This window comes from Brachybacterium hainanense, assembly GCF_042434575.1.
In the GTDB taxonomy this organism is placed as follows: Bacteria; Actinomycetota; Actinomycetes; order Actinomycetales; family Dermabacteraceae; genus Brachybacterium; species Brachybacterium hainanense.
Window position 1 is genome coordinate 1 of sequence record NZ_JBHLSV010000005.1, and the last position, 20,565, is coordinate 20,565.

General features: G+C 73.3%; 18 protein-coding genes. 8 read left to right on the forward strand and 10 right to left on the reverse strand.

From position 1 onward, the window contains the following. The first annotated feature begins 652 nt into the window (after positions 1-652). The 5 genes from ACFFF6_RS04995 to ACFFF6_RS05015 are packed head-to-tail and all read left to right on the forward strand — an operon-like array spanning position 653 to position 7,920. Positions 653-2,209 carry a cytochrome ubiquinol oxidase subunit I gene (locus ACFFF6_RS04995; RefSeq protein ID WP_376978790.1) on the forward strand — a complete coding sequence of 519 codons (1,557 nt, stop codon included), beginning with the start codon at positions 653-655 and terminating at the stop codon, positions 2,207-2,209. 15 nt (positions 2,210-2,224) lie between these two features. Beyond that, positions 2,225-3,307 carry a cytochrome d ubiquinol oxidase subunit II gene (gene cydB / locus ACFFF6_RS05000; protein WP_376978791.1) on the forward strand — a complete coding sequence of 361 codons (1,083 nt, stop codon included), beginning with the start codon at positions 2,225-2,227 and terminating at the stop codon, positions 3,305-3,307. Between the two features lies 1 nt (position 3,308). Beyond that, a complete protein-coding gene (gene cydD, locus ACFFF6_RS05005) occupies positions 3,309-4,997 on the forward strand; it encodes a thiol reductant ABC exporter subunit CydD (RefSeq protein ID WP_376978793.1) in 1,689 nt (562 codons plus the stop codon). Then, on the forward strand, positions 4,994-6,703 hold the full coding sequence (gene cydC / locus ACFFF6_RS05010) for a thiol reductant ABC exporter subunit CydC (protein WP_376978795.1): 1,710 nt from the start codon (positions 4,994-4,996) through the stop codon (positions 6,701-6,703). Before cydD ends, cydC begins: the two co-directional genes overlap by 4 nt. Further along, positions 6,700-7,920 carry a sensor histidine kinase gene (locus ACFFF6_RS05015; protein ID WP_376978797.1) on the forward strand — a complete coding sequence of 407 codons (1,221 nt, stop codon included), beginning with the start codon at positions 6,700-6,702 and terminating at the stop codon, positions 7,918-7,920. The genes cydC and ACFFF6_RS05015 overlap by 4 nt, the downstream gene beginning before the upstream one ends. 66 nt (positions 7,921-7,986) lie before the next feature. Here ACFFF6_RS05015 and ACFFF6_RS05020 read toward each other — a convergent pair whose 3' ends face one another. The 8 genes from ACFFF6_RS05020 to ACFFF6_RS05055 form a co-directional block, all read right to left on the reverse strand. Next, positions 7,987-8,574 carry a response regulator transcription factor gene (locus ACFFF6_RS05020; protein WP_376979320.1) on the reverse strand — a complete coding sequence of 196 codons (588 nt, stop codon included), beginning with the start codon at positions 8,572-8,574 and terminating at the stop codon, positions 7,987-7,989. Between the two features lie 196 nt (positions 8,575-8,770). Next, positions 8,771-11,116, reverse strand: a complete 2,346-nt coding sequence (locus ACFFF6_RS05025; RefSeq protein ID WP_376978798.1) for an outer membrane protein assembly factor BamB family protein — start codon at positions 11,114-11,116, stop codon at positions 8,771-8,773. 122 nt (positions 11,117-11,238) lie between these two features. Further along, positions 11,239-12,222, reverse strand: a complete 984-nt coding sequence (mutM, locus tag ACFFF6_RS05030) for a bifunctional DNA-formamidopyrimidine glycosylase/DNA-(apurinic or apyrimidinic site) lyase (RefSeq protein ID WP_376978800.1) — start codon at positions 12,220-12,222, stop codon at positions 11,239-11,241. Between the two features lie 3 nt (positions 12,223-12,225). After that, positions 12,226-12,978, reverse strand: a complete 753-nt coding sequence (gene rnc, locus ACFFF6_RS05035) for a ribonuclease III (protein ID WP_376978801.1) — start codon at positions 12,976-12,978, stop codon at positions 12,226-12,228. A 1-nt stretch (position 12,979) separates the two neighbouring features. Beyond that, positions 12,980-13,552, reverse strand: a complete 573-nt coding sequence (locus ACFFF6_RS05040; RefSeq protein ID WP_376978802.1) for a YceD family protein — start codon at positions 13,550-13,552, stop codon at positions 12,980-12,982. A gap of 64 nt (positions 13,553-13,616) precedes the next feature. Then, a complete protein-coding gene (coaD, locus tag ACFFF6_RS05045; RefSeq protein WP_376978804.1) occupies positions 13,617-14,108 on the reverse strand; it encodes a pantetheine-phosphate adenylyltransferase in 492 nt (163 codons plus the stop codon). Between the two features lie 9 nt (positions 14,109-14,117). Continuing rightward, complete coding sequence (locus ACFFF6_RS05050; protein ID WP_376978805.1) at positions 14,118-14,783, reverse strand: GNAT family N-acetyltransferase; 666 nt, start codon at positions 14,781-14,783, stop codon at positions 14,118-14,120. Then, on the reverse strand, positions 14,780-15,658 hold the full coding sequence (locus tag ACFFF6_RS05055; RefSeq protein WP_376978806.1) for an AraC family transcriptional regulator: 879 nt from the start codon (positions 15,656-15,658) through the stop codon (positions 14,780-14,782). Before ACFFF6_RS05055 ends, ACFFF6_RS05050 begins: the two co-directional genes overlap by 4 nt. Positions 15,659-15,676: 18 nt before the next feature. Here ACFFF6_RS05055 and ACFFF6_RS05060 point away from each other — a divergent pair, with 18 nt between their 5' ends. Next, entirely contained in the window at positions 15,677-16,084 is a 408-nt protein-coding gene (locus ACFFF6_RS05060; RefSeq protein WP_376978807.1) for a VOC family protein, read from the forward strand. 12 nt (positions 16,085-16,096) lie between these two features. On the opposite strand, the gene rsmD is transcribed toward ACFFF6_RS05060, so the two are convergent. Further along, positions 16,097-16,663 (reverse strand): 16S rRNA (guanine(966)-N(2))-methyltransferase RsmD, encoded by a 567-nt coding sequence (gene rsmD / locus ACFFF6_RS05065; RefSeq protein WP_376978809.1) that lies wholly within the window; start codon positions 16,661-16,663, stop codon positions 16,097-16,099. A 1-nt stretch (position 16,664) separates the two neighbouring features. Further along, on the reverse strand, positions 16,665-18,890 hold the full coding sequence (locus ACFFF6_RS05070) for an ATP-dependent DNA helicase RecG (protein ID WP_376978810.1): 2,226 nt from the start codon (positions 18,888-18,890) through the stop codon (positions 16,665-16,667). Positions 18,891-19,161: 271 nt separating this feature from the next. Between ACFFF6_RS05070 and rpmB the strand changes: the two genes are divergently transcribed. Then, the gene (gene rpmB, locus ACFFF6_RS05075; RefSeq protein WP_376978812.1) at positions 19,162-19,356 is read left to right on the forward strand and encodes a 50S ribosomal protein L28; all 195 of its coding nucleotides are present in this window, start codon (positions 19,162-19,164) and stop codon (positions 19,354-19,356) included. A gap of 153 nt (positions 19,357-19,509) precedes the next feature. Beyond that, positions 19,510-20,559, forward strand: coding sequence for a GNAT family N-acetyltransferase (locus ACFFF6_RS05080; RefSeq protein WP_376978814.1), 1,050 nt, complete (start codon positions 19,510-19,512; stop codon positions 20,557-20,559). Positions 20,560-20,565 lie beyond the last annotated feature (6 nt).

Below are 20,565 nucleotides of genomic sequence, written 5' to 3' on the forward strand. Positions count from 1 at the left end.
GCGGCGACGCTCGTGAGCGGGGCGCGGGGAGCGGTCTCCTCCGCGGGGGCGGCGGGGGCGGGGGCCCCGGCCGGGGCTCCGGCCCGGCGGCGGGTCCTGCGCCGCGGTGCGGTGCTCTCCTCCGAACCGGTGTCCGCAGAATCGGGGGTGCTGGTGCTCTCAGCCATAGGGGCTGCTCCTTCTGCGGAACCCAGCGCACCCTGCTCCCGCGTGTCATCGTCCCTGGGGACGGAAGTCGTCTGCCCTCGCCGTCGCGCTGCTCCCCGGTCATCCGGGAAGCGCAGCGATGCTGTCTGCTCGAAGCCGTCTCGGTCGCGAATGACGCGCAGCCGGTGCTCGGCGGGACAGCGCCGGGAGGTTCCTCCGCCCGGTACGGGGTGGAGAAGCGCTGTCGACAGTATCGCACAGCCCCGCCCCGGGAGCGCAGGAACGCCCCGGCTCCGCGCGCCCCGCCGCACGGCGCGCCGTCCGCGGGAGACGGCGCTCCCGCACGCCCTCGCCCCGGGAGGGCAGCGACACCCGCATGTGACGCGCCCTACAGTGGAGACTGCGCGGTGGGTCCTCCCCGTCCGGCACGGGACCTTGGTCCCCGATCCCGGGCTCGCCGGAGGCCTACGTTCTTCCCAGCGCCCCGATCTCTGGAGGAAGTCCCGTGGAAGCCCTGGACCTGGCCCGGTGGCAGTTCGGCATCACCACCGTCTACCACTTCATCTTCGTACCGCTGACGATCGGCATGTCCCTGCTCGTCGCGATCCTGCAGACGCTCGCGCATCGGGCGAAGGACGTGGAGCGGCGGGACGCATGGACGCGGCTGACGAAGTTCTTCGGCGCGCTGCTCATCATCAACTTCGGCATCGGCATCGCCACCGGCATCGTGCAGGAGTTCCAGTTCGGCATGAACTGGTCCGAGTACGCCCGCTACGTCGGCGACGTGTTCGGGGCGCCGCTCGCCCTCGAGGGCCTTGCCGCCTTCTTCCTCGAGTCCGTGTTCCTGGGGCTGTGGATCTTCGGCTGGGACCGTCTGCCGGCGCGGATCCACCTCGCCTGCATCTGGGCCGTCGCGATCGGCACGACCCTGTCGGCCTACTTCATCATCGCCGCGAACTCGTTCATGCAGCATCCCGTCGGGGCGATGCTGAACGAGCAGACCGGCCGAGCCGAGCTGGACCCCTCCCAGGGCTCCCTGTGGGCGGTGCTCACGAACATCACGACCCTCGCCGCCTTCCCGCACGTCATCGCGGGCGCCTGGCTCGTCGCCGCCGCGTTCCTCACGGGCGTCTGCGCCTGGCACATGGTCCGCCACCACAACACGGCCCGCGAGAAGGGCCTGGAGACCCCCGAGGGCGCCGCTCATGACCGTCAGGCCCGCGTGATCTTCCGTCCCGCCCTGCGGCTCGGCGTGGTCGCGATGTTCGTCTCCGGCCTGATCCTCGCGGTCACCGGCGACCTCCAGGCCCAGATCATGTTCCAGCAGCAGCCGATGAAGATGGCCTCCGCCGAGGCGCTGTGCGAGACGGAGACCGGCGCGGCCTTCTCGGTCCTCACCGTCGGCGGACCGGACGCCTTCGCCCAGGACTGCTCCAACGTCACCCACCTCATCGAGATCCCCTACCTCACCTCCTTCCTCGCCACGCACACCTTCGACGCCGAGCTGCAGGGCGTCGACGACCTCAACGCCCAGTACAAGGAGCAGTTCGGCGACACGGTCACCGACATCCACGGACAGCAGCACGAGGCCGACTACCGCCCGAACCTCTTCGTCACCTACTGGTCCTTCCGGCTCATGATCGGCCTGGCGGCCTTCAGCGCGATCCTCGCCTTCTGGGCGCTGTGGATCACCCGCGGCCGCGGCGAGAACGCCCGCACCAGCGGCTCCCGCCTGTTCGCCTGGTTCGCGGTCCTGTCGATCCCCATGCCGTTCTTCGCCAACTCCGCCGGCTGGGTGTTCACCGAGATGGGCCGCCAGCCCTGGGTCGTGGTCCCCAACCCCGACGACCCGACGGTGCGGCTGATGACCATGCAGGGCGTCTCCGCGCACCCGCCGTGGATGGTCGTCACCTCGCTGGTCGTCTTCACCCTCCTGTACGGGGCGCTGGCCGTGGTCTGGTTCCACCTCATGCGGACGCATGCGCTGAGGGGAATCCCGCTGCCCCGGCGCGACGAGGAGACCGACGAGCTCGACACCCCCGCCCTGACCTTCGGCTACTGAGGAAGGACCCGCGACATGGACGCCCTCACCGATCCCACCGGTCTGCAGACCCTCTGGTTCCTGCTCATCGCCGTGCTCTTCACCGGCTACTTCGTGCTCGAAGGCTTCGACTTCGGGGTCGAGATGAACGTGCTCGCGCTGGGCCGCGGCGACGAGCGGCGGCGCGGCACGATCCTGACCACCATCGGCCCCGTCTGGGACGGCAACGAGGTCTGGCTGCTCGTGGGCGGCGGCGCCATGTTCGCGGCCTTCCCCGAGTGGTACGCGAGCCTGTTCAGCGGCTTCTACCTGCCGCTGCTCCTCATCCTCGTCGCGCTGATCGTGCGGGTGTGCGCTTTCAAGTACCGCGAGAAGAGCGAGAACCCGCGCTGGAAGCAGACCTGGGACGCCGTGCATGTGGTCGGCGGCCTGCTGCCCGCGTTGCTGTGGGGCGTCGCCTTCGCCAACATCGTCGCGGGCGTGGCCCTGGACGAGAACCGCTGGGTCACCTCCTCGCTGCTGGACCTCCTGAACCCCTTCGCGCTGCTGGGCGGCGTCGTGTTCGTGCTGCTGTTCTGGCTGCACGGCACCGTCTACCTGACGCTGCGCACCGAGGGCCCGCTGCGCGAGGATGCCCACCGCCTCGCCGCCCGCCTGATCTGGCCGACGATCCTCGCCGGCGCCGCCTTCCTGCTGTGGCACCAGCTGGCCCACTCCGGCCGGGCGCTGACCTGGATCCCTCTGGTCCTCGCGGCCCTCGCCCTGGTCGCCGTGGTCCCCGCGGTGCGAGCGCGCCGGGACGGCCTCGCCTTCGCTGCGACCGCCGCCGCGATCACCCTGGCCTCCGCGCAGCTGTTCGGCGGCCTGTTCCCGAACGTGCTGCCGGCCAGCAACGACCCGGCGCTCTCCCTGACCGTCATGAACGCGGCCTCGAGCGAGCACACCCTGCTGATCATGACCGTCGCGACGCTCATCCTGCTGCCCCTCGTCCTCGCCTACCAGGCCTGGTCCTACTGGGTGTTCCGGCATCGGATCACCGGGGAGGACTCCCCCGCCCCCGGCGCCGGGCTGGTCCGCGGCGCCCGCGACCGGTACCGCGCCGCCTTCGAGCAGGACTGACATGACCCGACGGGAGCGCCGCGGCCCGCTGGACGCCCGCCTGGCCGTCCAGGTCCGGGCCGCCCGGGGCCATCTGGTCCTCTCCACGATGCTCGGGCTCGTGCAGACCGCCTGCGTGATCGCGACGGCGCTGACGCTCGCGCGCCTCGGCGCGGACCTGCTCGTGAAGCGGATCCCACCCACCGACTCCCCCACCCTGCTCGCGATCCTCACGCTCGCCCTCGTGCTGCGGGCCGCGGCCGTCCTCGTCCAGCAGCGCACGGGCCATCGGGCGGCGACCCGCACGATCGCGGAGCTGCGCTCGCGCCTCGTCGCCCACGGGTCCCGGCTCGGGCCGCGGGCCGGGGCCGGCCGCTCCGCAGACCTCGCAGCGCTCGCGACCACCGGCATCGAGGCGCTGCGCCCGTACCTCGTGGGCTATGTGCCCCAGCTCCTGCTCGCCGCGACCCTCACCCCGCTGTGCCTGCTCGTCATCGGCTGGCTCGACCTGACCAGCGCGGTCATCGCCGTGGTGACGCTGCCCCTGGTGCCGGTCTTCATGGTGCTCATCGGCCGTCTCACGGAGGGCCGCTCCCAGCGGCGGCTCGCGGACATGCGAGCGCTGTGGACGCAGCTGCTGGACCTCGTCGAGGGGCTGCCCACCCTGCGCGCCCTGGGCCGCGAGAAGGGCCCGGAGCGGTCGGTGCAGGAGATCGGTCGGCGCCACCACGCCTCGACCATGGGCTCCCTGCGCTACGCCTTCCTGTCCTCCATGGTCCTCGAGCTGCTGGCGACGCTGTGCGTGGCGCTCGTCGCGGTGAGCATCGGCATGCGCCTCGTCTACGGGCAGATGGACCTCGCCCCCGCCCTCGCCGTGCTCATCCTCGCCCCCGAGGTGTACCTGCCGCTGCGCAACGTGGGCCAGCAGTTCCATGCCTCGACCGACGGCCTCGCCGCGGCCGATGCGACCTTCTCCGTCCTCGCCGAGCCCCTCCCGCCGTCCGGCACGGCCCCGGCGCCGGACCTCTCGCGCACCGCGCTGGTCGCCACCGGGATCGGCGTGGCCTCGCGCACCGGCGGCGATGCCCCGCACCGGGCCGAGCTGTGGATCGAGCCCGGCCGCATCACCGCCCTCACCGGTCCCAGCGGTGCCGGCAAGACCACCCTCGTCCTGGTGGCGCTGGGCCTGCTGGTCCCCGACCGCGGCGAGGTCACGCTCCGGGCGCCGGGCACCGCCCCGATCCGGCTCGCCGAGGTCGACCCCGCGACCCTGTGGAGCCAGGTGGCCTATCTCCCCCAGCGCCCGGTCCTGTCCCCGGGGACGATCCGCTCGACCCTGCTCGCCGCACGCCCGGACGCCCGGGAGGAGGAGGTCGCCGCGGCCACGGCGGCCGTCGGCCTCGCCCCGGTGATCGCCGCCCGGGGCTGGGACGCGGAGATCGGCCGCTCCGGGCAGGGGCTGTCCCTCGGGGAGCGGCAGCGCCTGGCGCTGGCCCGGGCCCTCCTGTCCCCCGCGCCGCTCGTCGTCCTCGACGAGCCGACCGCCCATCTGGACGGAGCCGCCGAGCAGATGATCCTGCGCACCCTCGAGCGCTTCCGCGCACAGGGCCGGACCGTCCTCCTCGTCGCCCACCGCGAGGAGCTGATCGAGCTGGCCGACGCCGTCTGCGAGGTCCGGTCCGAGATCCGCGAGGAGGTTCCCGCCCGATGAGCACCCCCTCCCCGCTCGTCCGGATCATGCCGCTGCTGGAGATCCCCCGCGGCCGGCTGCTCGCCGCCGTGCTCGCCGCCGCGACCACGCTCGGCTCCGCCTTCGCTCTCGCGGCTGTGTCCGCATGGCTCGTCACCACGGCCTGGACGATGCCGGCCGTGCTCGACCTGACCGTGGCCGTGGTCGGGGTACGGGCCCTGGGCGTGAGCCGCGGCGTGTTCCGCTGGCTGGACCGCATGCTCACCCACGATGTCGCGCTGCGCGGCGTCGTGGACCTGCGCACGAACCTGTTCACGGCGCTCGCCTCCCGCCCGGCCGATGCGATCAGCCGCATGCGCCGCGGCGAGCTGCTCTCCCGCCTGGGCGATGACGCCCAGGAGATGGCGGACCACGTGATCAGCGCCGTCGTCCCCGCGCTCGTCGCCGTCGTCATGGCCGTCGCGGTGGTCGCGACGATCCTGCCGCTGTCGGTCCCGGCGGCGCTGGCGATGCTGCTCTCCCTCGCGCTCGCGAGCCTACTCGCGCCCTGGGCGGCGCAGCGGGCGGCCCGCACGACCCAGCAGGTGCTGCTCGGGGCGCGCGGCGAGCTGTCCGCGGCGACCCTCGAGACCCTGGACGACGCGACCGCCCTGCGAGTCGCCGGCCGTCTCGAGGAGTCCGAGCGGCGTCTCGCGCAGGCGCAGGCGGCGCATGACGCAGCCCTGGACCGGGCCGCCTGGCCGGCGGCGATCGCGGGTGCGGCCGTGCCGCTGGCGATGATCCCCGCCGTGCTGGGCTCGCTGCTCGCGGCGGGTGGGATCTGGCTCGCGGGAGGGGCGAGCGCCGGGGTGATCGGCATGCTCGTGCTGCTGCCGCTGTCGAGCTTCGAGGCGGCGACGGCGCTTCCCGCCGCGGCGGCTCAGCGCGCCCGCTCCCGAGCGGCCGCGGAGAGGCTCGTGGGGGCCATCGGCTCCGAGCCCGCGGCATCGACCGTCCCGGCGGCGCCGCGGGACGCCCGCACGGACGCTCCCCCGCTGCAGGTCCGCGACCTCGACGCGGGCTGGATGCCGGGCGGCGCCGGGGTCCGGGGTCTCGAGCTGGAGCTCCCGCCCGGGACGCGACTGGCGATCACGGGCACCTCGGGCATCGGCAAGTCGACGCTGCTGCTGACCCTCGCCGGACTGCTGGCACCGCTGCGCGGGGAGGTGCTCGCCGGTGGCGCCGCACCGGATCCGCGCACGGGCGAGGTGCTCCTGTTCGCGGAGGACACCCACGTGTTCGCGACGAGCGTGCGGGAGAACATGAAGGTGGTGCGCGGCGACCTGAGCGATGCGGAGATCCTCGGGGCGCTCGCCGCGGTGGGGCTCGAGTCGTGGGCGGCCGGTCTCCCGCAGGGACTCACCACGATGCTCGGACCCGATGGAGCCACCGTCTCGGGCGGCGAGCGGCGGCGGCTCCTGCTGGCCCGCGCCCTGCTGCGCGCCGCCCCCGTCAGCCTGCTGGACGAGCCGACGGAGCATCTGGATGCCGTCCTCGGGGACGATCTGCTGCGCCGGCTGCTGGATCCCGATGCCGCCGGCGGCCCGCTGCTGCCGCGGGATCGTACCGTGGTGGTCGTGACCCATCGTCCCGACGCGATCCCCGCCTCCGCCGCTCGTCTCGAGCTCGCCGCCGACGGCTCCTGGACCTTCCTGCCCGGGCGCACTGCCGAGGGGGCGCGCGCATGAGCCTGCCGCTCTCGCCGCCGCTGCCGCATCGCCTGCCGCAGGACCGGGTGCGACTGCAGGACCTCGCCGTGCAGGTCCTCGCCGCCGAGGACGTCGAGGACGCCCTCGCGCTGCTCGTCGACACGGTGCGCGAGGACCTCGGCGCCGTCTCGACCGCGCTGGTCCTGCCGCTGGGCGAGGGACGCTGGTCCTACGAGCTGGTCACCGGTCCGGTGAGCCCGTACCTCCTGGGCCGCGAGGTCGACCTCGCGGCCCCGCTCGGGCGGGCGCTGATCGCCGCGGACGGCTCGGCGATGGAGCATCTCGCCTCGATCCGTCTCGAGCTGCGCGCGATCGGGGCCGCCGTCGGCGGTGACCGGGTGGGCGACGGCGGCGTGGGGCAGGACACCGGGGACGGGCGCCGCACGGTCCCGGCCGCGGTGTCCCTCGTGCGCGGCGGCGCCCACGGGATCGGCGCGCTGATCGCCTTCACCCCCGCCTGCGGGGTGCCGATGCGCTCCGACTGCCGGGAGCGGCTGGATGCTGTCGCGGCGCTGCTGGGGCTGACCCTGGACGGTATGGGCGGCAGCGGCGAGACGCTCGAGGACGAGCGCCGGCGGATCGCCCGGGACCTCCACGACCTCGCGATCCAGGAGCTGTTCGCCGTCGGCATGGAGCTCGAGTCCCTGACCCGGGCGCTCACGAGCGAGGTGCCCGCGCCCTCCGATGCCCGGCTGCGCGCCGGGGTGGAGGCCTCGGTGCGCGGGGTCGAGAACGCGGTCGCGCAGATCCGTCAGGTCGTGCAGTCGCTGCGCCGCGAGCGCGAGGAGGCCACCCTCACCGAGCGGCTGCGGCATGAGACAGGGCTCGCCGCGGCGGGGCTGGGGTTCCTGCCGACGCTGAGCCTGCCGACGCCGCCGGCGGACATCGACGCCGAGGTCGACGACACCATCGCCGAGGACGTCGTCGCCGTGGTGCGCGAGTGCCTCGCCAACGCCGCGCGCCACGCGCAGGCGAGCGCGGTCGCGGTGAGCATCACCGTCTTCTGGGAGGGGGTGGACCGCGTGCTGCAGGTCGCCGTCTCCGACAACGGCCGGGGAATCGACCCCGCCGTCTCCCGTCGCAGCGGCCTGGCGAACATGGCCAGCCGCGCCCGCCGCCATTCCGGCTGGGTGGACGCGCTCGAGCTCGAGAAGGGGACGATGATCAGCTGGCGGGTGACCCTGCCGCCGACCTGAGCGCTCCGCTCCGCCCAGGGGGCGCCGGGGGCGACGATGTCGTTCCCGGGGCAGACCGGGGCTCGCTCACTTCCAGCCGGCGCGGCGCCGGGCCGCCTCCATGGCGGCGACCTGAGTGCGGCGCTGGAAGCCGAGGGTCTGCAGGATGACGGTGACCCGGTTCTTGACGGTCTTCTCCGCGATGCCGAGCTGCTCGGCGATCTCGCGGTTGGAATGCCCGTCGCCGATGAGGGTGACGATGCGGCGGTCCGTCGCGGACAGCTCCGGCCCCTCCTCGTCGTGGCCGGCGGGCCAGATGGAGCGGCCCGCGTGGACGGCGAGCACGCCCTCGACGATGTCGCGGCTGCGGGCGGACTTCAGCATCATGCCGCGGGCCCCGGCCTCCCGGGACTCGGTGACGGCGGAGTCGTCGTCGAAGCTGGTCAGCACGAGGACCGTCTGCTCGGGGTCGAGCTCGCGGGCGCGGCGCATGACGTCGATGCCCGTGCCGTCCGGCAGCTGCAGGTCCACGACGAGGACATCGGGACGCACCGCCGGGAGGCGGCGGAGCGCCTCCGCGACGGTGCCGGCCTCGCCGACGACGTGCAGATGCTCCTGCGCCTCGATCACGGCGACGATCCCGCGACGGACCACCTCATGGTCGTCGACGAGCATCACGGTGATCGGCGCGGCTGCGGCCGGACCGGCCGCCGGGGCGGGGGGCGTGGACACGAGGGGCACCTCCGGGCGTGGGTCTCGCCGCGGATGCGGCATCTCGACATCCCCATTATCCCGGACCGTCCTGGTGCCTCCGGCACGCGGGCGGGCGCGGCCGCGCAGGATCGCATCGCAGGTGCCCGGCCCCGAGCCGCTACCGGGCCGCGAGAAGCTCCTCGACGATGCGGGTGGCCTCGGCCGTCGACTGCTCGAGCGCGCGGGACGCGGCCTCGGGTGAGGCCTCCTCCGGGTGGGTGCTCACCTGGGCGATGACGACGACGTCGCCCGACCGCGCGACGACTCGGACGGCCCCGTCCCACGAACCGGGCGAGCGCACGAGATGCGCCTCGTCGGCGCCGTCGATCTCCAGCGGCTCCCCCTGGGAGGCGCCGTAGACCGCGGCGGCTCGATCGGCGGCGGTGATGCCGCTGAGCGGCCCCGGCCCGGCCTCGTACGCCGCGGCGTAGACGTATCCCCCGACGGCGGCCTGGTCGTCCCCCTGCCACAGGCAGGCGGATGCGCGCGGATCGGTGCCGGAGGCGAGCGGGTCCGGCGAGTCGTCGATGCCCTCGACCGTGACCGTCCCGCACACGTCCGGCACGCCGATCGGATCCTCCACGGCGGGTGCATCGAGCGGGTCGGCGTCCGCGGCGACGATCACGTCGCCGGCCGCCTGGATCGCGATCTGCTCCAGGCGGGCCCCGGAGATCGGCAGCGCGCTCTCCGGCGCCGGGGTGAAGATTGTGGGCGTCTCCCCGCTGCCGACGCTGATGGCGACGAGGAGATTCCCCTCGCGCACGACGAGCTCGACGCCGGCGGAGGACACGGGCGGAGCGTAGAGCTCACCGTGCGCCGGCGCCCCGACGGTCTCGGAGGTCAGCGCGATCGCCTCGTCCCCGAGCCCGGCCACATCGGAGTAGCCTCCCGCGGCGCGCACTCCGTCGAGGGCGGACTGGGCCTGTTCGGCCCCTGATCGGAGCTCGCCCTCCTGGCCTGTCACCGGGTCCGTCGTCCCGGGGGCGTAGGCGGTCGCCGCCGCGGAGAGGTAGACGCCGCCACCCTCCCATGCGCAGCCGAGCGGAGCGGGCCGGTCGGCGGCCTCGCCGATCCCGAGCTCGCGAAGGGTGCTCGGCTCCACCTGCGCGCACAGATCGACCGTGGGATCCGAGCGGACGTCGCCGTCGGCCCAGGCGATCGGCTCGGGCGCCCCCTTCGGCTCGGGAGGCTCGACGTCGGTTCCCTGCGTGGGCAGCCGGTACGCCGTCGTGATCGCCCCCTGCAGGTCCGAGTCGTCTCCGGGATCCGCCCACCCGTGCACGAGGAGCAGATCGCCGACCTTCGCGAACTCCAGCACCTGGTCGTCGATCCAGCCCGCCGACTCCAGCTCGCCGCCCGGCGCACGGTGCATCACCCAGTAGGCGTAGCCGCCGCTCGAGTCGGTGTCGATCGTGCGGCCGACGTAGGTGCCCGTCTCGTCGACGCCGATCAGCTCATCGCCCGCGGCGTGCCAGACGAAGGTCTCCTCGCCGCTCGCGCGCTCCCAGGCCCGCACGCTCGATCCGTACGTGCCACCGGTCCCGCCGATCAGGTTCTCGTAGCTTCCGACGATCTCGTCCCCGCTGGTCAGGGCGATGGGGAAGTCCCCGGCGTGGATCGCCGACAGAGGGCGGCCGATCACGGCACCGATCTCGCCCGTGGCGACATCGACCTCCCGGATACCGGCGACGCCGTCGACGGTCATGTCGAGCACGAGCGGATCGCGCGAGCGCACGCCCTCGATGTCGACGGCGGCGCCGGGCGTGCGCCAGACCTCGTCCCCGGTGTCCGCGTCGAAGGCCGCGAGGGAGTCGGCGCCGGGCACGATGATGAGCTCGCCGGTGGTGATCGCGCTCGTCCCGGGATCCAGCTCGTCGCCGCAGGGCGAATCCGGGAGATGCCCGAGCGCCTCGCCGGTCGCGGCGTCGAGCCGGAGGATCCCACAGGCGGTCGGAACGGTCACCGTGCTGTCGGTGGCCCCCACGCTCATCGGGCCGAGGCCGCCCCGGTGCATCGGGGCATCGATCCGCTGGGTCCACAGCGTCTCGCCGGTGTCGGCCGACAGCGCCGAGGCGGTGTCGCAGGTCATCGACTCGCCCTCGCCGCTCTGCCAGGCGACCAGGACGCCCGATGGGGAGGGCTCGGACAGCCCGCAGAGCAGGTTCGTCCCGGTCTTCCAGAGCGTCGTGCCGGAGGTGAGGTCCACGGCCTGCACCCCGGTCGTCATGCCGTCGCCGTGGTACGTCGCGAAGTACCGGTCCCCGGAGGTCACGCTGGTGTTCTCCGGCGTTCCCGCTCCGTCCAGGGCGATGAGCGGCACCTCGCCCTCGACGGTCCAGGCGACCTCCAGCAGCGGGAGGTCGTCGCGCGGGTCGGGCGTGAACACGGAGGCGACCACGGAGCAGCTGCTGAGCACGAGCGCCATGAGGCTCGTCGCGGCCGCCAGGCGCAGGTGCTTCGTCACAGGTACCCCGATCCTCGGTGGCGGTGGGCGTCCAGAATGCCACACGCGATCCTGCGGGCGGCCCTGGGAGCCACCTCGGCGCGAGCGCCGCGGCGCGCATCGAGCCCGGCATGCCCCTGGGCCTAGCGTCTGCGCTGGCAGACCGGGCAGAAATGGCTCGATCGGTTCATGAAGGACTCCCGGCGGATCGCCGTGCCGCACCGCGCGCACGGCTCGCCCTCGCGGCCGTAGGCGGCGAGCGAGCGGGCGAAGTACCCGCTGCGACCGGCGACGTTGACGTAGAGGTCATCGAAGCTCGTCCCACCCACGGCGAGGGCGCGGCGCATCACGGCGGAGGTCTCCTCGAGGAGGGTGCGGACCCGTGGCCGGGTGAGCCTCTCGCCGGGGGTGTCGTAGCGTATCCGCGCGGCCCACAGGCCCTCGTCGGCGTAGATGTTGCCGATCCCGGAGACGACAGCCTGGTTCAGCAGCAGGGACTTCACGCTCGCGCTGCGGCGGCGGATGCTCGCCCCGATCGCTTCGAGGTCCGCTGCGGGGTCCAGCAGGTCCCGGGCGATGTGCGCGGCGTCCTCGGGCAGCAGGGCGTCGTCGCCTCCCTGGCCGGCCACCGCGCCGTCACCGGTCGGGACGAGCGGCGAGGTCCACAGCCCGCCGAAGATCCGCTGGTCGATGAAGTCGACGTCCGTGCCGTCGCTCAGGTGCAGGGTGAGGCGGCGATGGCGCAGAGGGTCCGATCGCGGCCCCGTCGACGCGGCGATCGCCGCCATCGGGCCGTCGACGGGCCCAGGGGGCAGATCCTGGACCGGATCCGGGCCCGCCGGGTCGAGGCCGCGCACGCGCAGCTGCCCGCTCATGCCCAGATGCGTCATGAGTGCCACGCCCGGATCGCCGCCGTCGGGCGCTCCCAGGCGCCACCACAGGAACTTGCCGCGGCGGACCAGGCCCGTGACGCGCGTTCCGCGCAGCTGATCGACGAGGTCGCGCGGACCGCCCGCATGGCGGCGGACGGTCCGCGGCTCGAGGATCTCCACGTCCTGGATCGTCCGGTCGATCACGTGCGGCAGCAGTCCGCGCCGGACCACCTCGACCTCGGGCAGCTCCGGCACCGCTCAGCCCTGGGGCAGCAGGGGCTCGTCGCGCCCGGCGAGGATGCTGCGCACCGCGTGCTGGGCCGCCGCGAGCTCGGCGTCCTTCTTGGAGCCGCCCTCCCCCGTGGCCGTCACGACCCCGGCGACCGTGACGGTCGCCGTGAACAGGCGCTGATGCTCGGGCCCCGTCTCGGTGATCGCGTAGCTGGGCACGAGGCCCGTCTCCGCGGCGATCTCCTGCAGCCGGGTCTTGAAGTCGTATCCGGCCTCGAGGATCTCGTCGGACTCCAGCAGGGGACGCAGCAGCTCGAGCACGAAGCGGCGCGAGACGGACTGCCCGCAGGCCAGGTGCACCGCGCCGATGACGGCCTCGGTCGTGTCGGCGAGGATGGAGGCCTTGTCCCGTCCTCCCGAGAGGTCCTCGCCCCGGCCCAGCTTCACATAGGCGCCCAGCTCGATGCGCCGCGCCACCAGGGCGAGGGCTCGGGTGTTCACGGTCGCGGCGCGGCGCCGGGCCAGGTCCCCTTCGGGCAGCGACGGATGGCTGGTGTACAGCTCCTCCGTCGCGGCGAGCTGCAGCACCGCATCGCCGAGGAACTCGAGCCGCTCGTTGTGCGTGGTGAGGTCGTTCTCGTAGGCGAAGGAGCGGTGGATCAGCGCGAGGTCCAGCAGCCCCGATGCGCGCAGGTCCGCCGCCTGGGCGCCGTCCAGCGGAAGGCTCTGCAGCAGGGCCTCCGGCTCCCGGGCCGGGGTGGAGCGACGCTTGCGGGCCATCTCAGGCGTTCCCGTCCTCGGCCGCGTCCTCATCGGCAGGGAACATGCCCTGCAGTGCGGCGAAGCGCGGATCGATCACGTCATGGTGATGCTCCGGGTCCTCCTCCATGCGGATGCCGCACTGCGGGCAGAGGCCCTGGCAGTCCGGCGAGCACAGCGGACGCTCCGAGGCGTTCACGGCGATCGTGTCATGGACCAGGCCGGCGAGGTCGATGCTGTCGCCCTCGAGGGTGACGATGTCATCGGGATCGGCATCGGCCGGGACCTTCTCCGGGTACGTGAACAGCTCGTCGATGCGAGCGTCGACATCCTCCTCGACCGGGTCGAGGCACCGGGAGCACTCCCCGGTCAGATGCGCCTGCACGGTGCCGGAGACGTACAGCCCTTCGATCACCGACTCGATCTCTCCGCGCAGCGCGATCGGCTCGTCGGCAGGGACGCGCATGGCGAGCGTCCCCTCCTCGCCGCTCGCGATGACGGTGCGCTCGAAGCTGCGGTGCGCGCCGGGGCGGCCGATGAGATCGACGACCTCGAGACGGAGGTCGGACGCAGGGGCGGCGGGGGTGGGGCTCATGATGTGCTCCTGTTCGTCAGTCGGTCATGATCGCGGCGCAGCTCGGCGGCTTCGCGGCCGCACGTCAGGATACGGCGGCGCGGATCGCGCGGGCCGCAGGGGCGGGAAGCATGTCGTCCACGTCTCCTCCCAGCGCGAAGACCTCGCGCACCAGGCTCGAGGAGACGTGGGAGAGCCGGGCGTCGGTGAGCAGGAAGAGCGTGTCGATCCCTGCCAGATGCCGGTTCATGCGCGCCATCGGCTCCTCGTAGGCGAGGTCGAGCTGGGAGCGCAGCCCGCGCACCACGGCATGGGCGCCCACGTCGCGGCAGAAGTCCACGAGCAGACCGGCGGGCAGAGCCCGGGACTCGACCTGATCGGCGAGCTCCTCCTCCACGAGCGTCTCGTCGATCACCGCGCGGCGCTGCTCGAGGCTCAGCAGCCCCTTCTTGGCGGGATTGTGGGAGACGGCGACGACCACCCGGTGGCCGAGCCCGGCCGTGCGCCGGACGAGGTCGAGATGCCCCAGCGTGAAGGGGTCGAAGCTCCCGGGCAGGACGACGGTCGAGACGCTCATGCCGCCAGCCTAGTCCGATGCCGCAGCGCCGGGCTCCTGCACGGGGAGCCCATACGCAGGGGCCTCATGCGCGGCGGGATCGTAGTGCTCGCTCGCGAGCAGGGCGTACGTGAGGCCGTCCAGCCATCGGCCGCTGCGGTGGAGGGAGTCCTCGCGGAACAGCCCTTCGCGGCGCATGCCGATCTTCTCCATGATCCGCCAGGACGCGGTGTTCGCCGCGAAGCACGACGCTTCGACGCGACGCACGTCCAGCCCGTCGAAGGCGATCTCCAGCAGGGCGGCGGCGAACTCGGTCCCCAGTCCCTGGCCCTGGTGGGCGGGATCCAGCACCCAGCCGAGCTCCGCCTGGCGTCCGCGCGCCTGCGCCGCCACGTCCGCCTGCGCCCACGCGTCCTGCCGCGCGACCTTGCCGACGGCGATGATCTCGTCCTCGTGCAGACCCACGACGGCCTCCGTCAGCTGGGCGACCCAGCGCTCGTGGTGCTCCGCCTCGGAGCGCGGCAGCGCGGTCGTCCACTCCTGGACCTCGGGCAGGCGGTACCAGGTCCAGATCGCGGCGGCGTCCTCCTCCCGGCCGGGCCGGATCTCGAGGCGGTCCGTGCGCAGGGGCCAGCTCAGGTCGGCCAGGCCGGTCTGCTCCGGCGCGGGCTCGGCGTCGATCGGAGTGGAGCTCATGGTCCGAGGGTAGTGCCGCGGGGCCGGCGTGCGTAGCGGGACGGCGTCAGCCCGGTCAGGGCACGGAAGTCACGGATGAGGTGGGACTGGTCGAACCAGCCCAGGCGGTGCGCGAGCCCGGTGAGGTCCCCGGCCTCGCCGAGGTCGATCGCCTCGACCGCGTCCATCACCCGGGCACGAAGGATCATGCGCTTGGGGCCGATGCCGAGCTGCCGCGCGAACAGGCGCTGGAGGCTGCGGATGCTCAGGCCGGAACGGCTCTCGAGGACGGCAGGGCCCGTGACCTCCGGATCCTCGAGCAGGGCGAGGACCCGGTGCAGCTCCGAGAACCCCGGGGGATCCTCCGGCCCGCGGGAGCGGAGCCAGGCATCCAGGGCGGGGGCGTCCCTCTCAGCATCGGCGGCATCCGGTGCGGGGTCCGGCAGGTCCGCCCCGAACCAGTCCGCGGCCGGGATCGTGGCATCACGGATGCCCACCAGGTCCACCGGCGAGGCGTTCCGGGGCAGGAAGGCCGCGGCCCCGCCCAGCTGGAACTTGATCCCCAGCACCGAGCCCTCGCCGCGCAGGACGACGTCGAAGCGGCCGCGGGTGACCGGTCCTGTGATCCAGACCCCGGCGCCGTCCGTCCCGGCTCGGGAGACGTCTCCCCGCTCCACCGTGAGGTTGATGGCGGGGTCATCGAGCGTCGAGACGGGGAAGACCTCGTCCTCCGCGAGGCTCCAGCGGACCGACCAGTAGCGCTCGACCCATCGGCGCAGCTCGGGGGCCGGCTCGGCGAAGCCGTACCGCGCGCGGGTCACGAGCTCCTCCGGACGCAGCACGTGCCCGTACATGTGGGAGGCTGTCGCTTTTCTCCAATCGGTCCTCGCGTCCATGGGGGCAGTCTGGCAGGCATGAGCACAGCACCTGCCCCCGACACGACCCCTTCCGATGACGGCTCCGTCGCCCGCCTCGCGATGGTGACCCTCGACGCCGCCGAGACCGCACCGATGGCCGCGTTCTGGCATGGCGTGCTGGGCTGGCCGATCACGTACTCGGATGAGAACTACGCGATGCTGAGCGGGCCCGCGAGCGCGCTCGGCATCGGGCGGATCCCCGACTACCAGGCGCCCAGCTGGCCCGACGACGGCCACAAGCAGTTCCACCTGGACCTGGCGGTGGAGGATCTCGAGGAGGCCGCGGCGCGCTGCGTCGCCCTCGGCGCCCGGCGACCCGCCGAGCAGCCCGGGGAGACCTGGATCGTGCTGCTGGATCCGGCCGGGCATCCCTTCTGCCTCACCGACGCCTCCGCCTGGGGCTGAGCCCGGCTGCGGTCAGGACGGCCCGCCGTACTGCAGGACCGTCTCCCCGTAGCTCTTCGTGCCGTCGTCGGTCCACCCTTCCGGCCAGGCGAGGGAGCGGCTGCGGCTCGAGCGCTCGATCACCGCGAGGGCGTCCTCGGCGAGCGCGGGGCGCAGCTGCACGAGGAGCTGTTCGAGCGTCTCGGTCGGCACGTCGTAGGGCGGGTCGAGGAACACGAGGGTGAACGGCTCCGCGGGCGGATGGGCGGCCAGCTGCGCCGCCGTCTGCTCGGCACGGCCCGCGCGGATCTCGCAGCGCCCGGCGATGCCGAGCCCCGCCGCCGTGGCGCGCAGCTGCCGCGCGGTGGGGGCGTGCATCTCCACGAGCAGGGCGCTCTCCGCCCCGCGGGAGACGGCTTCGAAGGCGAGCGCCCCGGTCCCGGCGAACAGGTCCAGCACGCGGGCGCCGACCAGTGCGTCCCAGCCGTCCAGGCGCGAGAACAGGGCTTCGCGGACACGGTCGCTCGTGGGGCGGGTCCCCTTCCCGGGCGGGCCGGGGATGGGGCGGCCTCCGAGGGTCCCGGCGATGATACGGGGCACCTCAGCTCCTCTCGACGTCGGGGTCGGCCTCGGCCAGGCGCTGCGCGATCGCGCGGGCGAGGCCCGGGTCGTGGTCCAGCTGCGGGTCGACCGCGATGATCTCGAGGGCGATCTGCCGGGCGTGGTCGATCAGCTCGGCATGCTGGGACAGGCGCAGGTATCGCATCGTCCGGCCCAGGCCGGACTGCTCGTCGCCGATGAGGTCGCCGCTTCCGCGATGGCGCAGGTCCAGCTCGGCGAGGGCGAAGCCGTCTTGCGTCCGCGCGACCTGCTGGAGGTGCGCGGTCCGGGGTGATCCGGGATCGGCGCGCGTGGCGAAGAACGCGATCCCGGGGTGCATGCCGCGACCCACCCGACCTCGCAGCTGATGCAGCTGCGAGACGCCGAAGTGCTCGGCGTCCAGGACGATCATGACGGAGGCGTTGGGCACGTCCACCCCCACCTCGATCACGGTCGTCGAGACCAGGATGTCGAGCTCCCGGTCCAGGAACGCCTGCATCGCCTGCTGCTTCTCCTCGGCCCCCAGGCGCCCGTGGAGCACGCCGATGCGCGCGGACGCGAGCTCGGGCCGGCGTCGCAGGCGCTCGGCGACCTGATGCACGCCCCGCGGCGGGAAGTCCGGGAATCCGAGGTCCTCCTCGCGCCGGTCCCCGTCCCAGAGGTCCGGGGGCGGCGGGGCCGGCTCCTGCTCGTCCTCGTCGATATGGGGGCACACGACGAAGACCTGGCGCCCGGCCTCGATCTCCTCCGCGGCGCGGTGCCACATGCGGCGCTCCCACCTCTCGAGGATCTCCGGCACCTCGTAGGAGGTGATGCCGGGACGACCGGGAGGGACGTCCCTCAGGGAGAGCACGTCGAGGTCGCCGAACTCGGCGAGCGCCTTCGTGCGCGGGATCGGCGTCGCAGTCATGACGATCACGTGGGGGCTGCCGCCCTCGGGGCCCTTGGCGCGCAGGCGGCGGCGATGGTCGACGCCGAAGCGCTGCTGCTCGTCGATGATGACGAGCGCGAGGGAGGCGAACTCGACCTGCTCATGCAGCAGCGCGTGGGTGCCGATCACGATCCCGGCGGCGCCGCTGGTGATGTCGAGCATCGTGCGGCGGCGCTCGGCGGTGCTGCTGGACCCGGTGAGCAGGCGCACGCTCGTGGCCTCCGGGTGGCCGTCGAGCCGTCCGGCCCGGCCCAGCTCGCCCAGCAGCGTCTCGATCGATCGGTGGTGCTGCTCGGCGAGGACCTCTGTGGGGGCGAGCAGCACGGCCTGGTGCCCGGCGTCGACGGCGCGGACCATCGCCCGGAGCGCGACGACGGTCTTGCCGGAGCCGACCTCTCCCTGCAGCAGGACGTTGGTGGGGTAGCTGCGCGAGAGGTGCTCGCCCAGCTCCTCCCCCACCTCGATCTGGCCGGGGGTGAGGTCGAAGGGCAGGCGGCCGTCGAGGAGCGCGGCCAGGCGTCCTCCGCCGGGCAGCGGAGGCGCCGGGGTGTGCGCGTCCCGGGCCCGCCGCTGCGCGAAGATTGTCTGCAGGATCAGCGCCTCCTCGAACAGGAGGGTCGCCCGACCCTGCTCCGGGTCCTCGGGTCTGCGCGGCAGGTGGAGCCGTCGCAGCGCCTCCGCGAGGGGCAGCAGGTCCTCCGTCCGGCGGATCCGGTCCGGGATCGCGGGGACCAGCAGGTCCGCATGCTCGACGGCGGTGCGGAAGACGTCCTGCATCGCGGCCTGGGACGCCTTCTTCCGCAGCGGATAGATCGGGCGGGGGGCCATCGCGTCCTCGAGGGAGATGCCCTCCTCGTCGATCAGCTCGTAGGCGGGGTGGACGATCTGGGCGCCGTCGCCGTGATCGGACCGGCGCCCGGAGCGCTGGTGGCTGACCACTCCCTTGACGAGGATCCGGCGGCCCGGCCGCAGGCGGCCCTCGTGCCAGGCGACCAGGTGGTCCTTGGCGAGGAAGAAGGTGAGGGCCAGCGAATCGGTGCCGTCGGAGATGACGGCCTCGAGGATGCTGCCGGCGCGGGTCCGCATGCGCCGATGCCGTGCGTCCTGGACCGTCGCGATCACGCTCACGTCCTCGCCCTCGTGGAGCGTGGAGATCGCGCGCAGCGGACCGGGGACGACGTAGCGCCGCGGCAGGATGCGCAGGAGATCGTCGAGATCTCGCGGCTCGAGCTTCCGGGCGACCGTGACCTGCTTGCCGGTCAGGAAGGCCTCGAGCTCCAGGCGCGGTGCGTCCACGGGCGGTCCTCTCCTGCTGCGGCGCCGGGGCGGCGCGGTCGATCGCGTATCCTCGAACGTGCCTGCTCAGCGGCGGGGACGTCGGCTCTATCGTGCCATCTGCAGCGGGTGCTGTGTCTGAATCCACAGGCCGTGTCCACACGCCGCGCTTCGCTTCTCCGGCCCCGAGGGATATAGTTTCGGGGTTGCCTTGCGCGCCTGCTGGGCAGGCAGCCCCTTTGCCGTCCGGCGACGAGGCACCCCCGACGATTCGATTTCTCAGGAGACAACAGTGGCTTCCACGTGTGACATCTGCGCCAAGGGCCCGAGCTTCGGCAAGAGCGTGTCCCACTCGCACCGCCGCACCTCGCGCCGCTGGAACCCCAACATCCAGTCCGTGCGCACCGTGGTCAACGGCACCAGCAAGCGGGTCAACGTCTGCACCTCGTGCCTGAAGGCCGGCAAGGTCGCCAAGCTCGGCGCCTGATCCCTGCCGTTCCCCCGCATTCGCGAGACGCCCTCGTCCTTCGGGACGGGGGCGTTCTGCGTGCTCGGGTGATATCCGCGATCGTGGAGACGGCGCATGGAAGGCTGGGCCCGCCGCGCCTCTGCTCCGACTTCTCCCCCGCGAGGACCGATGATGCCCCACGAGACCCCCGACCCCGCAGCCGCCCGACGCTTCCGCCGGGCGACCGCCGAGGATGCCGCCCGCGACGGGCATCGCTTCACCTGGCTGAAGCCCGACGGATGGCGGCCCGGCGGCGTCTCCCTCGTGCTCGAGAACCCGGACGGCCCCGCGGGACGGAGCGTGATCGGGGTGGGACGCGCGGTGCCGAATGCGGTGCACCCGGGCCGGGATCTGGTCGAGGTGGAGGTCGACGAGGCTCATCGGCGACGGGGCCACGGGACAGCGCTGATCCACGAACTCGGCACATACATGAGAAATCCACTGTCCACCAAGGCGGAGCAGGACACAGAGCGGCACGCCTTCCTCATGTCCCTCGGCGCGTACCCGTACCAGGTGCTCCCCTACCTGGTCGTCGACCTCCAGCATCCAGGGGTCGGCGACTGGTGCGCGCAGATCCGAGCCGAGCATGCCGGTCCGGAGGAGGACCGTACCGGGGATTCCTCGCCGGGCACGCGCCGTGATCAGGCGTCCACGGCCGGCGACGGAGGAACGGCAGGCGAGGCGTCGCCCGCCGTCGTCCGCCCCTGGACCGCGGTGGATCGCGAGCAGCTGATCGAGGCCATGACCGACCGCTACGCCTGGCAGCACGCGAGCTGGTCCCCGACCGCGCCGCGAGAGGTCCTGCGCCAGGAGGTCGGAGCAGACTTCGTGGCGCGCACGCACGAGAACGGGTCCTTCGTCGTCGAGCGCGGCAGCCGGATCACGGCGATCGCAGACCTCTACGAGGCCCCGGTCCCCGGCACGCGTGCAGAAGCCGCGGTCGAGGCAGTCGACCCCGCCGCGCCCTGGGCCCGCGCGGACACGGCGCTCGTACTGGGCGCCCTGCTGGAGCATCTGCGCGAGCAGCGCGTCGCCGAGGTCGACCTCGACAACCACCCGACGGACCCGCATGCCGCCCCGCTGCTGGCGACCCTCCCCCGGATCGAGACGGGGACGATGGATCTGCTCGAGATCCCGACCGGGCTGACCGGACGCCTGCGGGAGCTCGGCCTCGGGCGCTGAGCTGGG